This window comes from Ectopseudomonas composti (assembly GCF_001567565.1).
In the GTDB taxonomy this organism is placed as follows: domain Bacteria; phylum Pseudomonadota; class Gammaproteobacteria; order Pseudomonadales; family Pseudomonadaceae; genus Aquipseudomonas; species Aquipseudomonas composti_A.
Genome location: NZ_LSSW01000021.1, coordinates 207800 through 224003, shown reverse-complemented (window position 1 = coordinate 224003; position 16204 = coordinate 207800). Strand labels below are relative to the sequence as shown.

The window sequence follows — 16204 nt, the reverse complement described above, 5'->3', positions numbered from 1 at the left end:
CTGACTACTCACTTTCCGTTGTGCGGTAGGCCTGCATCTGGTGTGTAGGCGTGGTGGGGAAGGCCAGGCGTAGCTGCCCGGACACGACCAGTGGTTTCAGATGCTGTTGGCGTAATGCATCCGGGCTACGTTGCAGCAAGCTGGCCAAGCTTGGCCCTGTTACATACTGCCCCTCGCACAAGGCCAGAATGACGCTACGCATGGCGCTTTGGCTCAGCCTTCCGCTACGTGCAGCATTCGCCAATGCCTCCATTTGTGCCTTGTAGCCGTGTGGCAAGCACGCCAGCGAGTCGAGAATCGGCGCATCGAGATGGCTGCTAAGCCTTCTGCCGTACTCATCACGTTCCGCCATTGAATGTTCGGAGCTAAGGGCCAAATGTTCGGAGCTCGCCTGCGAATGTTCGGAGCTGACGGGCAAATGTTCGGAGCTATCGGGCAAATGTCCGGAGCTACCGCCCAAATGTCCGGAGCTGTCCGGCAAATGTTCGGAGCTGACGGGCAAATAGTCGGCGCTACCTCCGAATACATCTTCCGGGGTGGGCAAGCCGGCACCGGGCAGGCAATACACCGCGCCACGCCCTGGGTTATGGCTCTCCAGATAGCCGCCACGTACCAGTGCCTGCAGCAGGCGCGAGGCCTCGACAGAGTGCAGGCCGGTCATCTCCATGATTCGCCCATGGCTGATGGTGCGCTCGGAGGCAGCGGCAGCCAGGGTCAGGCGCTCGTCATGGGAGAGCTGCTCGAACACTGGGCCAAACTGCAGACGCAAGGCCTGCAGCACATCCTCCGGCCACAGATCGACCATGCGCAGCTCAAGCAGCGTTTGGTTATACGGCTCGCTGCGCTCGAACAGTGCGGGCGGGCGCCAGTGCTGATCCTTCCAGCCGGCGTAGATCTTCGGGATACCCGAGCCGGCCTGTTCACCCACACCGACGAAGCGGAACATCTTGTGCAGCGTGCGGTTGCGGCAGTCGTGCTCACCGCCGCGAATGGCCACTTCCGGCGGTACGCGCATCAGCCCGGGGTTACGAAAGCCGAACATGTCCGGGCGCTTGACCACCAGCACCGAGGCACGGTCGGAGTAGTCGGCATGCACCAGCACATTGGCCAGGGCTTCGCGTAGCGCCACATGCACCGGCGTTTCGTCCTGGCGTTCGCCTTTCTCCAGCTTGAACGGCACCTTCAGGTCTGCGGTGAGCTTGAGGTAGACCTTGCGGTAGAAGTCGTAGAGATTGCCCGACCATTTGCCGTCCAGGGTCACGCGATCCACCCAGCGCAGCTCGGTGCGCGCTTCCGGGCGCTCCTGATAGTCGAGCATGTAAATGGGCAACGCTTCCTGGATGGTGCTCATCCAGCCGAACATCAGCAGCCCGGCCAGGGTCAGGCCCGCCGTATCGGTTTCCCGATCACGTCGCCAGCCGCCGATCTGGCGCAGGAACTCGTGATCGTCCAGGGCGTTCCATGGGTGCGCGGGGTCGCGATTGGCGAACACCTGGCGATAGGCACGCAGAGTTTCGCTGCACAGGTCGTCGAGGTGATAGCCCTTGAGGATGCGATCATCGCGGCTGTCTTCCACCTGCTCGGCGAGCATGCGCTTGACGTCTTCGTCGGCGACATGACGGTCGCCTTCATTGAGCCGCCGATAGGTATGGCCGAAGGGATTGGGCGTCAGGTGTACCGGACGCTGCTTGCGGTTGGCGCGCGGAATCTCCACCAGCAACAGGGTACGCCCCTCCAGCTCCACCTCGCGTACGTCAGCATCGCTCAGCAGGTTGGTGCTGACCTTTTGGCGGTTATTGAGGTTGTCGAACAGCTCCTTGCGCACCTTGGCCGGGTTGGCGATGCCTTCAAGAAAAAACTGCCCTTTCTTCTCGCGCACACCAAGCAGCACCACACCGCCATTGGTATTGGCTAAGGCGCTGTAGGTGGGCCAGAAGTCCTCCGGTAACGCCCCCTGCCCCTCGCGCCCAGCCGCCAGCTTGCACTCCAGGTCGATGGATTCGCGCAGCAGTTCGAGGTCGGCGGGGGAGTGGAGGTCGATCATGGGTTAGAGCGTTCCTGAGAAGGCCTGATCTTGTATAGCCGCGAATAAGTGTTCAAGCCGAGCTAGCTGAGACTCACTCCGAGCTTGTTGCTGACCAAGTTGCATTTTGATTGCTACGAATTGGCGCTGGCGTTCAATCGTTGGCAAGGCAATCGGCAGCTCTTTGATTATGCCCATGTTGAGACCGGACATGATCGCGCCCTTTGCCCTGCTCTCAAGGTAATTGCGCGCAACAGGGTGCATCAGGAAATAGGAATGTAAGAACTCAGGCTCACACTTGCTCCGATCCAGAGAAATGCAGCAAAGGTGCTTGGTGTTGATCGCAAGCGGGATATCCTCTGGAACAACAGCACATCGGCCACATGTACCCATGATGGTAATCAACACATCACCTGGCAGCACCCGATAACGAGATAGCTTCGCGTACTTTTGCTCGGTGATATAACGCGGCTTGCCCCAGGCAAACTTGTTGCTCACGGCGTTATCGATGCCCAGTACCGCAATTCCTGAATCAACGAACTCGCTATGCAAAAGCTGGCTGCCAAATGGCCCTGTTCGCATGGCCGTCTCTGAAGCGGTGATATCTGCAACTGTCACGGATGCATCGGTTTCATCACCAAACATCTCCATAAACACCGACTGCAGCAACTGGTCGAGCTTGGCGACGGCTTCGCGGCGCTTGGCGCGCAGCGCGTCGGCCTTGTCCAGAATCGCTGCGATACGGCGTTGTTCGGAGATTGGTGGAAGAGGTATTTTATACATCCAGAACTCGCTCATAACCATCCTTGGCATCTTTGCACCAGAGACAACGGTATGAGCAAAGCTCAGAAATTCAGGTGAGCGCAAATAGTAGGCCAAATACTCAGGCAGCACCTGAGCCGGATCACACCTTAAAGGCACGAGCTCAGTAGTCGAATATCCATCGTCATCTGCCACGACTACTTTATTCAAATATGGGCGTAGCTTTGAATAAAGCACCGTGCCCGCAGAAAATGGATGGGTTGATGGCCCTAGCTCAGAAATTTTCGTTAATTTCTTTTCGAGAATTTTTCCTGTCCCAGATTCAATCTGGTCAAGGTTGAGCTCCCAAACCTCATCCTTGATAGCCGCTATGCGCTGCTTTTCATTAATAACTAAATAAGCAATTGCTTTTCGCGGAAAGGCGGTCATTGCAGCATGTCCTGCAATTCATCCATCCCTAGCATGATCTCCGACTCCAGCGCCTTCAGCTCATCCAGAATCGTCTGCGGCGACTCATGTTCGACCTGCTCGTAAACCACCTGCTTATAGCGGTTGATCGACAGGTCATACTCCTTCTCGACGATCTCCGCCTTGGGCACCAGGAAGCTTTGCTCGGTGCGTTCACGCGCCGTTTCGCCATCGCGGTTCTGCCAACGCGTCAGGATATCCGGCAGGTTGTTGCTTGCATGCTGGTCAGCAGCCAGCGGGTTGCGTTTGTCATCCAGCGAGTAGCCGTCGGCCTGCATATCGTAGAACCAGACGTGGTCGGTGCCGCCGCTATTGGTCTTGGTAAAGATCAGGATGGCGGTGGACACGCCGGCATAGGGGCGGAATACACCGGAGGGCATGGAGACGATGGCGTCCAGCTTGTGCTCTTCGACGATCAGCCGGCGCAGCTCCTTGTGCGCCTTGGACGAGCCGAACAGCACACCGTCAGGCACGATCACCGCCGCACGGCCACCCGGTTTCAGCAGGCGCAGGAACAGGGCGAGAAACAGCAGCTCGGTCTTCTTGGTCTTGACCATTTGCTGCAGATCCTTGGCGCAGCTTTCGTAGTCCAGGCTGCCGGCAAAGGGCGGGTTGGCCAGGATCAGGCTGAACTGCCCTTCGACGCTGGCGTGGCCTTGGCTCAGCGAGTCGCGGTTTTCGATGGCCGGGTTTTCCACGCCATGCAGCAGCATGTTCATCGAGCCGATACGCAGCATGGTGCTGTCGAAGTCGAAGCCGTGGAAGGTGTCGTGGTTGAAGCGCCGCGCCGACTCACCGTCGCGGTAGATCTCGTCGCGGTGATGCTGGTACAGGTATTCTGCCGCCGCCACGAGAAAGCCTGCCGAGCCACAGGCCGGGTCGCAGATGCTGTCGCCGGGGCGCGGCGCCATCATCTCGACGATCAGCTTGATGATATGGCGGGGCGTGCGGAACTGGCCGTTCTGCCCGGCGCTGGCGATCTTGCCGAGCATGTATTCGTAAAGGTCGCCCTTGGTGTCGCGATCGTCCATGGGGATGGCGTCGAGCATGTCCACCACCTTGGCCAGCAGCGCCGGGGTAGGGATGGTGAAGCGCGCATCCTTCATGTGCGCAGCGTAGGTGGACTGACCATCCTCACCGCCGAGGGTCTTGATGAAGGGGAAGACCTTTTCCGCAACCAGGGTGTAGAGGCTGCCAGCATCGCCCAGCAGCTTGAACTGCGACCAACGCAGGTGCGCCTGGTAGGGGCTGAAGATGGGGCTCTCGATGGGCTGGCCGGTGCGCGCGGCCTTCTTTTCCTTGACTGTTTGCAGCTCGTCCAGCCGCTTGATGAACAGCAGGTAGGTCATCTGCTCGATGACCTCGATGGGGTTGGAGATACCGCCGCTCCAGAATGCGTTCCAGATTTGGTCGACCTGGGATTTGATGGCGCCTGTGATCACTGGGTATGACTGCCTGAATGGGTAGAAAAATGTCTGGCCTGGATTATCCACGCCTGGCCACACAAAGAAAAACCCCGGCACTCAGGCCGGGGTTGGGTACTTCATGGATGCCGCACTTGGCGTATCAGAAGTCCAGGTTCGAAACCGCGAGGGCGTTGGACTCGATGAAGTCGCGGCGCGGCTCCACCGCATCCCCCATCAGGGTGTTGAAGATCTGGTCGGCGCCGATGGCGTCCTCGATGGTCACCTTGAGCATGCGGCGAACCTCCGGGTCCATGGTGGTTTCCCACAGCTGATCCGGGTTCATCTCACCGAGACCTTTGTATCGCTGTACGCTGTGGCGCTTGGTGCTTTCATGCATCAGCCAGTCCAGCGCTTCCTTGAAGGTGCTGACCGCTTTCTTGCGCTCGCCGCGCTGCACGTAAGCGCCTGCTTCCAACAGGTTGTTGAGCTGGTCGCCCAGCGTCGTGACCGTCTTGTAATCGTTGCTGGCGAAGAAGTCGCGGTTGAAGGTGGTGTAGCTGGACAGACCGTGCGCCTTGACCTCGACCACGGGCAACCAGACGTGACGCTCTTGGTCTTCACGCAGGCTGGCAGTGTAAGTCTGGCCAGATTTCTCCATGGTCTTCAGGCGCGCGCTGAAGCGCTCCATCCAGGCCTGCATGCCGGCGTGGTCGGCCAGTTGCTCGAGGCCGATGCTCGGCAGGTAGACGAAGTGCTCGGTGATGTCCTTGGGGTAGACGCGCGACAGGCGATCCAGGGTCTTCATTACACGGCGGTATTCGCCCACCAGCTTCTCCAACGCGCCGCCGGACAGGCCCGGAGCGTTCTCGTTGACGTGCAGGCTGGCGTCTTCCAGGGCCGACTGGGTCATGTATTCATCCATGGCCTCGTCGTCCTTGATGTACTGCTCCTGCTTGCCTTTCTTGACCTTGTACAGCGGTGGCTGGGCGATGTAGATGTAGCCACGCTCGATCAGCTCGGGCAGTTGACGGAAGAAGAAGGTCAGCAGCAGGGTGCGGATGTGCGAACCGTCGACGTCAGCATCGGTCATGATGATGATGTTGTGGTAACGCAGCTTGTCGATGTTGTACTCCTCACGCCCGATACCGCAGCCCAGCGCGGTGATCAGGGTGCCCACTTCCTGGGAGGAGAGCATCTTGTCGAAGCGCGCCTTCTCGACGTTGAGGATCTTGCCCTTGAGCGGCAGGATGGCCTGGGTCTTGCGGTTACGGCCCTGCTTGGCAGAACCGCCCGCGGAGTCACCCTCCACTATGTAGAGTTCGGACAGCGCCGGGTCTTTCTCCTGGCAGTCAGCCAGCTTGCCGGGCAGGCCGGCGATATCCAGAGCGCCCTTGCGGCGGGTCATTTCACGCGCCTTGCGCGCCGCTTCACGGGCGCGGGCGGCGTCGATCATCTTGCCGACCACAGCCTTGGCTTCGTTCGGGTTCTCCAGCAGGAAGTCGGCGAAGTACTTGCCCATTTCCTGTTCGACCGCAGTTTTCACCTCGCTGGAGACCAGCTTGTCCTTGGTCTGCGAGCTGAATTTCGGGTCCGGCACCTTCACCGAAATGATCGCGGTCAGGCCTTCACGGGCATCGTCACCAGTGGTGCTGACCTTGAACTTCTTGGCCAGGCCTTCCTGCTCGATGTAGTTGTTCAGGTGGCGGGTGAGGGCAGAGCGGAAGCCCGCCAGGTGGGTACCACCGTCACGCTGGGGAATGTTGTTGGTGAAGCAGAGGATGTTCTCGTTGAAGCTGTCGTTCCACTGCAGGGCCACTTCCACGCCGACGCCATCTTCTTCGCGCTGGATATTGAAGTGGAATACCTGGTTCACCACGGTCTTGTTGGTGTTGAGGAATTCGACGAAGGCTTTCAGACCACCCTCGTACTTGAACAGCTCTTCCTTGCCGGTGCGCTCGTCACGCAGCAGGATGCCCACACCAGAGTTGAGGAAGGACAGCTCGCGCAGACGCTTGGCCAGGATGTCCCAGCTGAAGTGAATGTTGGCGAAGGTACCTTCAGAGGGTTTGAAATGAATCTGCGTACCCGTGCCATCGGTATCGCCAACAGCGGCCAGGGGCGCTTGCGGTACGCCGTGGACGTAGGTCTGCTCCCAGACCTTGCCGCTACGGCGAATAGTCAGCACCAGCTCCTTGGAGAGGGCGTTCACTACCGATACGCCCACGCCATGCAGGCCACCGGATACCTTGTAGCTGTTGTCGTCGAACTTACCGCCGGCGTGCAGGACGGTCATGATGACCTCGGCTGCCGAGACGCCTTCCTCTTTGTGCATGTCGACCGGGATACCACGGCCGTTGTCACGCACAGTGATCGACTCATCAGGGTGGATGGTGATGGTGATCTCGCTGCAGTGACCCGCCAGCGCTTCGTCGATCGAGTTGTCGACCACCTCGAACACCATGTGGTGCAGACCACTACCATCGTCAGTGTCACCGATGTACATCCCGGGACGTTTGCGTACGGCGTCCAGTCCTTTCAGCACCTTGATGCTGGAGGAGTCGTACGTTTGGTTCTCGCTCATGCCTTCACTCCCGATGGTCTTGGGTCTGGGTGATACGGCCATGTTCCACGTGGAACATGGCAACCGGCGTATCCGTTTGCCAGCCTTCCCTCAACAATTCATGATCTACACAGGTGATGAACACCTGGCAGCGCAAATCTTCCAGCAGCCGGCACAATGCCTGGCGATGCTGTTCATCCAGCTCCGACGGTAGGTCGTCCACCAGATAAATACACTGACCACGCTTGGCCTCATTGACCAAGTGGCCTTGGGCGATGCGTAACGCACACACCACCAGCTTCTGTTGTCCTCGCGACAGGATTTCCGCCGCGTTATGCCCCGCCAGACGCAAACGTAAATCGGCACGCTGAGGGCCGGCTTGGGTATGCCCGAGCTGCTGGTCACGGAGGAGGGTCGAGGCGAGCACTTCGCTCAGCTCCCGCTCCTTGTCCCAACCGCGGTAATAGCTCAGGGTCAGTCCATCCAGCTGCAACAGCTCGGCAAGCGTGCGCTCGAACACCGGTTTCAAAGCCTGGATATAGGCCCTGCGATAGGTGTCGATCTCTTCGCTCGCACTGCACAATTCACGGTCCCACGCAGCCTGCGAAGCACCGTCAAGTGTACCATGGCGCAGCCACGAGTTCCGCTGCCGCAGGGCTTTCTGCAGGCGTTGCCAGGCTCCGAGAAACCGATGTTCCACGTGGAACACGCCCCAGTCGAGAAACTGCCGACGAATCTTCGGCGCGCCTTCCAGAAGGCGAAAGCTATCCGGGTTGATCAACTGCAACGGCAACAGGTCAGCCAGCTGTGCAGCGCTGCGCGCGTTCTGTCCATCGATGCGAATCTGCAACTCGCCCTGGCGATCACGAGAAATACCCAGGTTGCTGGAGCCACCTTCAGCCAATTGCACCTGACCAAAGATGGTACAGGCGGGCTGTTCGTAGTGGATGACGGGTTGCAGGCGTGTGCTGCGAAAGGAACGGGCGAGGCCGAGCAGATGGATCGCCTCGAGCAGGCTGGTCTTGCCGCTGCCGTTAGCGCCGTGAAGGATATTGATGCGGGAGGAGGGGGAGAGGGTCACCGGGTGCAGATTGCGCACCGCGGTGACCGTGATACGGCTTAGGGACATTAAAGACGCATCGGCATGACGACGTAGGCAGAGTCGTCATTATCGGCTTCCTGCAGCAGGGCGCTGCTATTGGAGTCGGAGAGGATCAGGCGCACCTGCTCGGTACCCATCACGCCCAGCACATCCAGTAGGTAGCTGACGTTGAAACCAATCTCCAGACCGGCACCGTTGTAGTCGACAACGATCTCTTCCTCGGCCTCTTCCTGCTCCGGGTTGTTGGCCTGGATTTTCAGCAGGCCCGACGCCAGGGTCAGGCGGATGCCACGATACTTTTCATTGGAAAGAATCGCGGTACGGCTGAACGCTTCGCGAAGACCCTGACGATCTGCCAGCACCAGCTTGTCGCCACCACGCGGCAGCACGCGCTCGTAATCCGGGAACTTGCCGTCGACCAGTTTGGAGGTGAAGGTGAATTCACCGGTGTTGGCACGGATGTGGTGCTGACCCAGGACGATGGCCACTTCAGCGTCCTGATCGGTGAGCAGACGAGCCAGCTCGAGAATACCTTTGCGCGGCACGATGACCTGGTGCTTGCCGTCCTGCTGGATGGTCGCTTCCATCGAGCACATGGCCAGACGGTGACCGTCGGTGGCGACGGCGCGCAGCAGACCGCTTTGCACTTCCAACAGCATACCGTTGAGGTAGTAGCGCACGTCCTGCTGAGCCATGGCGAAGCTGGTGCGCTCGATCAGGCGGCGCACCTTGGCTTGCGGCAGATTGAAGGTCAGCGAGCCCGGGCCTTCCTCCACGGTGGGGAAGTCATTGGCCGGCAACGTCGACAGGGTGAAACGACTGCGACCAGCCTTGACCAGCAGCTTCTGGTCATCCACACGAATGTCGATCAGCGCGTCGCTTGGCAGGCTCTTGCAGATATCCATCAGCTTGCGCGCCGGCACGGTGATCTCACCCGGCTCGGCGGCGTCTTCCAGCGTGACGCGACCAACCAGTTCGACCTCGAGGTCGGTACCGGTCAGCGAAAGCTGCTGGCCTTCGACCACCAGCAGGACGTTGGACAAAACCGGCAGCGTCTGGCGTCGTTCCACGACACCGGCGACCAGTTGCAGGGGTTTCAACAGGGCTTCGCGTTGAATAGTGAAATGCATGGTCTAGTCCCTTGCCTCGTGGATATACGTGTAATTAGAACCTGTAAAAAGTCTCGCGAGCTAGCGCCATGCAAGGCGAAAACAGGGGTGGAACGATCGGAGTCGCGGGCGACTGTACTTTTGTACATGAGCATTCCGAGCCTGTTTTCAACGCAGCAGAGCCGACGCGCAGCAGACTGTAACGGGTTCAGGTAGTCAGGGTGCGCAGCAGGTTCTTGTAGTCCTCGCGGATGTCCGCGTCGGATCCCCTAAGTTCAGCAATCTTACGGCAAGCGTGCAACACCGTGGTGTGATCACGCCCGCCGAAGGCCACACCGATTTCCGGCAGGCTGTGGTTGGTCAACTCCTTCGACAAGGCCATGGCCACCTGACGCGGCCTGGCAATCGAACGAGAACGGCGCTTGGAAAGCAGATCGGTAATCTTGATCTTGTAATACTCAGCGGTGGTGCGCTGAATATTGTCGATGCTGACCAGCTTGTCCTGCAGAGCCAACAGGTCCTTGAGCGATTCGCGGATCAGCTCGATGGTGATGTCCCGACCCATGAAGTGCGAGTGAGCGATCACCCGCTTCAGCGCGCCTTCGAGCTCACGCACGTTGGAGCGAATACGCTGGGCGATGAAGAACGCGGCGTCATGCGGCAGATCGACTTTGGCCTGGTCGGCCTTCTTCATCAGAATCGCCACACGGGTTTCCAGTTCCGGCGGCTCGACCGCTACGGTCAGGCCCCAGCCGAAGCGCGACTTCAGGCGCTCCTCCAGGCCTTCGATCTCCTTCGGGTAGCGGTCGCTGGTGAGAATCACCTGCTGGCCACCTTCGAGCAGTGCGTTGAAGGTGTGGAAGAACTCCTCCTGGGAGCGCTCCTTCTTGGCGAAGAACTGGATATCGTCGATCAACAGCGCGTCTACCGAACGGTAGAAGCGCTTGAACTCATTGATGGCGTTGAGCTGCAGCGCCTTGACCATGTCAGCGACGAAACGCTCGGAATGCAGATAGACCACCTTGGCATTGGGATTCTTCGCCAGCAGGTGGTTACCTACGGCATGCATCAGGTGGGTCTTGCCCAGGCCGACGCCGCCATAAAGGAACAGTGGGTTGTAACCATGCTTGGGGTTGTCCGCCACCTGCCAGGCGGCCGCGCGGGCCAACTGGTTCGACTTGCCCTCGACGAAGTTGTCGAAGGTAAAGGTGCGATTGAGGTAGCTGGTGTGCTTGAGGCCACCTTCGACCTGCACGGTGCGTTCGGTACGCGGCGCTACAGCAGGTGTCGGCGCTTGCGGCGCGGAGCCGGCCATCGAGTCGAAGCTGGCGCGCGAAGGTTCTTCCTGAGCAGGCGGCGGAACCGGCTTGCTGACGGCAGCAGCAGCCTGGACCTGAGCCGCGCGTGCGGCGGCGGGAAGCGGTGCCGTCGGTGCGACGCGCGCAGTCGCGGCGCGCTTGCTGCCTATTAATAAGGAAAGCGCAGGGACCAAACCACCAGAGCGCTCACCGAGCAATTCGAGCAAACGACCCAGGTACTTCTCGTTGACCCAGTCGAGTACAAAACGATTGGGCGCATAGACGCGCAGCTCGTCGCCTTCGGCTTCAACCTGCAGAGGACGGATCCAGGTGTTGAATTGCTGGGCCGGCAATTCATCGCGCAGAAGCTCGACGCATTGCTGCCATAGTTCCACTGACACTGACTATCCCCTCGGGCGGCGATGCAAAAACAGCCGCTATTGTAACGGTCAACGACCGAGTTATCCACATAACAGCGGTTAGATGGCCAAGTAAAATCAAAGCCTTAGTTACATTCACAAGACTTATCAGCATGCTCATAAACCTTGTGGATAAGCACCCGATAAGCGTCTGCATAAGCCTGGGGACGAATGGGCGGATAACCTGCCTGTGGGTAAACCGCCGTTTCATCCTCAGGCTACATACAGGGCACGCACAGTCGAGACACCTCTTTTGGACAGGCTTATCATCGTCGCTCAAGCCCAAGCAGCGTGGCTGGCAGAGGGTTTTCCACAGCCAAGGGCGCTGCTAATCAACATAAACATAGAAAAAGAGCTTTAAACCCTTTCCTTTCTTTCTATTTCTATCTAGCGAATAAGGCTGGTTGGAAATTGACCTGCCGCGCGGCTTTCTCTAGAATTGCCGGTCTCTTTAAACCAGGGTCATTCCGACCCTAGTCGATCACCCAGGTAACGCACCATGAAACGCACTTTCCAACCCAGCACCATCAAGCGCGCTCGCACCCACGGTTTCCGTGCCCGTATGGCCACCAAGAACGGTCGTGCCGTCCTGTCGCGTCGTCGCGCCAAGGGCCGCAAGCGTCTGACTGTCTAATTCATCCAGACAGGTGGTGAGTCGAGGCTTCGACCGGGAAAAGCGACTGCTGACTCCCCGGCAATTCAAGGCAGTCTTCGACTCCCCAAGCGGCAAAGCTCCGGGCAAAAGTGTCCTGCTGCTAGCGCGCGATAACCAGCTTGATCATCCCCGCCTAGGTCTGGTGATCGGCAAAAAGAGCGTCAAGCTCGCCGTCGAGCGCAACCGCATCAAGCGTCAAATCCGCGAGTCCTTTCGCCTGAATCAGGACAACCTGACAGGCTGGGACATCGTGGTGGTCGCCCGCAGAGGGCTAGGTGATCTGGAGAATGACGAACTTGCTCAGCAGTTCGGCAAGCTCTGGAAACGCTTGGCCCGAAGCCGGCCCAGTCGCAACGCAGACTCACCCTCCGGGACAAGCGACAATCCCCATGCGTAAAGCGGCTCTAGCCTGTATCCAGGTTTATCGCTACGCCATCAGCCCGCTGATGGCCAGTCACTGTCGCTTCTACCCCAGCTGTTCCTGCTATGCCTACGAAGCCATCGAGCAACATGGCTTCCTGCGCGGTGGCTGGCTGACAGCGCGCCGTCTGGGCCGCTGCCACCCCTGGAATGCCGGCGGATTCGATCCGGTTCCACCCGTTAAAACATCCCGTTCCCCTTCGATGGCCGAATAATCATGGATATCCAACGTTCGATCCTGATCGTCGCCCTGGCAGTCGTGTCCTACCTCATGGTCCTGCAATGGAACGAGGACTATGGCCAGGCTGCCCTGCCAGCCGAGGTTAGTACCTCGACCGCTGCGACGCCTGCCCTGCCCGATACACCTGCTGCAACTGCAAGCGCTGCTAGCGACGACATTCCGACCGCCGTGGCAGAGCCCACTGCAGCCGCTGTCGCACCGAGCGCTGCAGCCAGCGATGAGCTGATCCGCGTCAAGACCGATGTGCTCGATCTGGCCATCGACCCGCGTGGTGGTGATGTCGTGCAACTGCGCCTGCCGCAGTATCCGCGTCGCCAGGACCGCCCTGACGTACCTTTCCAGCTGTTCGACAACGGCAACGAGCGTACCTACCTGGCGCAAAGTGGTCTGATCGGCCAGAACGCCCCGGACAAATCCAGCGGCCGTGCCCTGTGGTCCAGCGAGAAGCAGAGCTACGAAATGGCCGAAGGCCAGGACAGCCTGGTGGTCGACCTCACCTACAGCGAGAACGGCGTCAACTACATCAAGCGCTACAGCTTCAAGCGTGGTCTCAACCCGCAATGCTCGGCGCGTGAGCAACAGCTGAAGAAGCCTGGCTGCATCGATCCGGCGGCCTATCAGGTCGACGTGCGTTATCTGGTCGATAACAAGAGTGACCAGGCCTGGAGCGGCAATCTGTTCGCCCAGCTCAAGCGCGACAACAGCGGTGACCCGTCCTCCACCACCGCCACCGGCACCGCCACCTATCTGGGTGCCGCCGTCTGGACGCCGGACGAGCCGTACAAGAAGCTGTCGATGAAAGACATCGACAAGCACAGCTTCAAGGAAACCGTGGAAGGTGGCTGGGTCGCCTGGCTGCAACACTACTTCGTCACCGCCTGGGTACCGTCCAAGGACAGCACCAACCAGATTCAGACTCGCAAGGACAGCCAGGGTAACTACATCGTTGGTTTCACCAGCTCGGCCTTGCAGGTTCCGGCAGGCGCTCAAGGTGAGACCGGCGCTGTGCTCTATGCCGGTCCCAAGCTGCAGGAATACCTCGGTACCCTCTCGCCCGGCCTGGAGCTGACCGTCGACTATGGCTTCCTGTGGTTCCTGGCACAGCCGATCTTCTGGCTGCTGGAAGTCATCCACGGCGTGCTCGGCAACTGGGGTTGGTCGATCATCGTCCTGACCATCATCATCAAGCTGATCTTCTTCCCGCTGTCCGCCGCAAGCTACCGTTCGATGGCGCGCATGCGTGCCGTATCGCCGAAACTGCAGGCACTGAAAGAGCAGCACGGTGACGATCGCCAGAAGATGTCCCAGGCGATGATGGAGCTGTACAAGAAAGAGAAGATCAACCCGCTGGGCGGCTGCCTGCCGATCCTGGTGCAGATGCCGGTGTTCCTCGCCCTGTACTGGGTGCTGCTGGAATCGGTGGAAATGCGTCAGGCCCCGTGGATGTTCTGGATCACCGACCTGTCGATCAAGGATCCGTTCTTCATCCTGCCGATCATCATGGGCGCGACCATGTTCATCCAGCAGCAGCTCAACCCGACGCCGCCGGACCCGATGCAGGCCCGCGTGCTGAAGCTGATGCCGATCATCTTCACATTCTTCTTCCTGTGGTTCCCTGCAGGTCTGGTGCTGTACTGGGTGGTCAACAACTGCCTGTCCATCGCCCAGCAGTGGTACATTACGCGCAAGATCCAAGCCGCGACGAAACCGGCCAGCGCCTGATTCGCCAAAGCTTCCAAGCACCAAGCAAACGCCCCATGATTGGGGCGTTTTGCTATCCGCCACACAGCGAGTGAATGCGATGAACCACGCCCGAGACACTATAGCCGCCGTCGCCACTGCCCAGGGTCGTGGCGGCGTGGGAATCGTGCGTGTGTCCGGCCCACTGGCTGGGCAGCTGGCTCAGGCCATCTGCCGGCGTGAGCTGAAACCGCGTTTCGCCCATCACGGGCCGTTCTACGCTGATCAACAACTGACCCTGGACGAAGGCCTGGCCATCTATTTCCCTGGCCCGAACTCCTTCACCGGCGAAGACGTGCTCGAGCTGCAAGGCCACGGCGGCCCGGTGGTACTCGACCTGCTGCTGCGCCGCTGCCTCGAACTGGGCGCGCGTCTGGCCCGGCCCGGTGAGTTCAGCGAACGTGCCTTCCTCAACGACAAGCTCGACCTGGCCCAGGCCGAAGCCATCGCCGACCTGATCGAAGCCAGCTCCGAGCAGGCGGCGCGCAATGCGCTGCGTTCGTTGCAAGGTGAATTCTCCAAGCGCGTGCATGCGCTGACCGAGTCGCTGATCAAACTGCGTATCTACGTCGAGGCCGCCATCGATTTTCCCGAGGAAGAAATCGACTTTCTCGCCGATGGCCACGTACTGAGCCAGCTCGACATCGTTCGCGCCGACTTATCCACAGTGCTGCGCGAGGCGGGACAAGGGGCTCTGCTACGCGACGGGATGACCGTGGTCATCGCTGGGCGGCCCAATGCCGGCAAGTCCAGTCTGCTCAATGCCCTGGCTGGCCGTGAAGCGGCCATCGTCACCGATATCGCCGGCACCACGCGCGACGTGCTGCGCGAACATATCCACATCGACGGCATGCCCCTGCACGTGGTCGACACCGCCGGCTTGCGCGATACCGACGACCAAGTGGAACGCATCGGTGTGGAGCGTGCGCTCAAGGCCATCGGCGAGGCCGATCGGGTGCTGCTGGTGGTCGACTCCACCGCCCCGGAGGCGGCCGACCCGTTTGCCTTATGGCCGGAGTTCCTCGAACAGCGGCCGGATCCGGCGCGAGTGACGCTGATCCGCAACAAGGCCGACCTGTCCGGTGAGGCGGTCGCGCTGGAAACCAGCGCCGATGGCCACGTCACCTTGAGCTTGTCCGCCAAATCCGCCGAGGGTCTGGAACTGCTGCGCGATCACCTGAAAGCCTGCATGGGTTATCAACAGACCGCAGAAAGTGGCTTCAGCGCCCGCCGCCGCCACCTGGAAGCCTTGCACCAGGCCGAGCAATACCTCCAGCACGGCCGCAACCAGCTCACCCTGATGGGCGCCGGTGAACTGCTGGCCGAGGACCTGCGCATGGCTCAACAGGCCCTGGGCGAGATTACCGGTGCCTTTAGCAGCGATGACCTGTTGGGCCGGATCTTCTCCAGCTTCTGCATCGGTAAATGAAGGTCGTGGGCTAAAGCTCGACTGGCCCCTGTGCTTAGCCGATTCGCGCCTGGCATACATGGCTGCCGGCTGCCTTGCACTTTTATCCACAGCTGTATGGCCTGTGGCACCAGCCCATTATCGATCCCTGCTCGACCCCTCCTGCCGTTCACTTCCTGGCCATGCGGATAGCTGCGTGCCGTCAGCAAGCCCTCGCAGGCTGTTCATTCAGAAGTCCACAGCCAGCTCTCTAATGGATCTGCCCGGAAAATGCGCCTGGCAGATGCTCGCCTCCTACAATCCGCAAACTCCCCAACCATTCCATGGATGGCATTCGAGCCAACTCTGATCAGCAATAAATGCATGCCTGGAAACTATTTTCAGAGTTATTCAGGCCAGGATAAACCCTGTGGAAAACCGCCCATAAACCCTGCCCATAACCCTATGACAAAGCTGGGCGTAAATGCCCCTGTGGGTAACTGGTACTTCCATCCACAGGGGTTCAGCAGCTTTCTCAATGGAACCGAGCAGGATCAACACAGGCTTATCATTCGCTGTACATTAGATACTGCGAGGCCTGCAGAGCTTTATCC

At 59.7% G+C, this 16204-nt stretch carries 12 protein-coding genes; 5 read left to right on the top strand and 7 right to left on the bottom strand.

The window, feature by feature from the left end; all coding sequences use genetic code 11:
• Positions 1–4 precede the first annotated feature (4 nt).
• The 7 genes from PCLY_RS08310 to dnaA form a co-directional block, all read right to left on the bottom strand.
• Positions 5–2044, bottom strand: coding sequence for an RNA-binding domain-containing protein (locus PCLY_RS08310; protein ID WP_061238816.1), 2040 nt, complete (start codon positions 2042–2044; stop codon positions 5–7).
• Positions 2045–2047: 3 nt separating this feature from the next.
• On the bottom strand, positions 2048–3214 hold the full coding sequence (locus PCLY_RS08305) for a restriction endonuclease subunit S (RefSeq protein WP_082768042.1): 1167 nt from the start codon (positions 3212–3214) through the stop codon (positions 2048–2050).
• The gene (locus PCLY_RS08300; RefSeq protein ID WP_061238815.1) at positions 3211–4695 is read right to left on the bottom strand and encodes a type I restriction-modification system subunit M; all 1485 of its coding nucleotides are present in this window, start codon (positions 4693–4695) and stop codon (positions 3211–3213) included. The genes PCLY_RS08305 and PCLY_RS08300 overlap by 4 nt, the downstream gene beginning before the upstream one ends.
• 124 nt (positions 4696–4819) lie before the next feature.
• Positions 4820–7240, bottom strand: coding sequence for a DNA topoisomerase (ATP-hydrolyzing) subunit B (gene gyrB, locus PCLY_RS08295; RefSeq protein WP_061238814.1), 2421 nt, complete (start codon positions 7238–7240; stop codon positions 4820–4822).
• A gap of 4 nt (positions 7241–7244) precedes the next feature.
• Positions 7245–8348, bottom strand: coding sequence for a DNA replication/repair protein RecF (gene recF / locus PCLY_RS08290; protein WP_061238813.1), 1104 nt, complete (start codon positions 8346–8348; stop codon positions 7245–7247).
• Positions 8348–9451, bottom strand: a complete 1104-nt coding sequence (gene dnaN / locus PCLY_RS08285; protein ID WP_061238812.1) for a DNA polymerase III subunit beta — start codon at positions 9449–9451, stop codon at positions 8348–8350. The genes recF and dnaN overlap by 1 nt, the downstream gene beginning before the upstream one ends.
• Positions 9452–9638: 187 nt before the next feature.
• Positions 9639–11129, bottom strand: coding sequence for a chromosomal replication initiator protein DnaA (gene dnaA / locus PCLY_RS08280; RefSeq protein ID WP_061238811.1), 1491 nt, complete (start codon positions 11127–11129; stop codon positions 9639–9641).
• A 517-nt stretch (positions 11130–11646) separates the two neighbouring features.
• Between dnaA and rpmH the strand changes: the two genes are divergently transcribed.
• From rpmH to mnmE, 5 genes are all read left to right on the top strand, one after another.
• Complete coding sequence (rpmH, locus tag PCLY_RS08275; protein WP_003246698.1) at positions 11647–11781, top strand: 50S ribosomal protein L34; 135 nt, start codon at positions 11647–11649, stop codon at positions 11779–11781.
• A 13-nt stretch (positions 11782–11794) separates the two neighbouring features.
• Positions 11795–12199 (top strand): ribonuclease P protein component, encoded by a 405-nt coding sequence (rnpA, locus tag PCLY_RS08270; protein ID WP_061238810.1) that lies wholly within the window; start codon positions 11795–11797, stop codon positions 12197–12199.
• Positions 12192–12437 carry a membrane protein insertion efficiency factor YidD gene (gene yidD / locus PCLY_RS08265; protein ID WP_061238809.1) on the top strand — a complete coding sequence of 82 codons (246 nt, stop codon included), beginning with the start codon at positions 12192–12194 and terminating at the stop codon, positions 12435–12437. The genes rnpA and yidD overlap by 8 nt, the downstream gene beginning before the upstream one ends.
• 2 nt (positions 12438–12439) lie before the next feature.
• The gene (gene yidC / locus PCLY_RS08260; RefSeq protein ID WP_061238808.1) at positions 12440–14185 is read left to right on the top strand and encodes a membrane protein insertase YidC; all 1746 of its coding nucleotides are present in this window, start codon (positions 12440–12442) and stop codon (positions 14183–14185) included.
• Between the two features lie 79 nt (positions 14186–14264).
• Entirely contained in the window at positions 14265–15632 is a 1368-nt protein-coding gene (gene mnmE / locus PCLY_RS08255) for a tRNA uridine-5-carboxymethylaminomethyl(34) synthesis GTPase MnmE (protein WP_061238807.1), read from the top strand.
• Positions 15633–16204 lie beyond the last annotated feature (572 nt).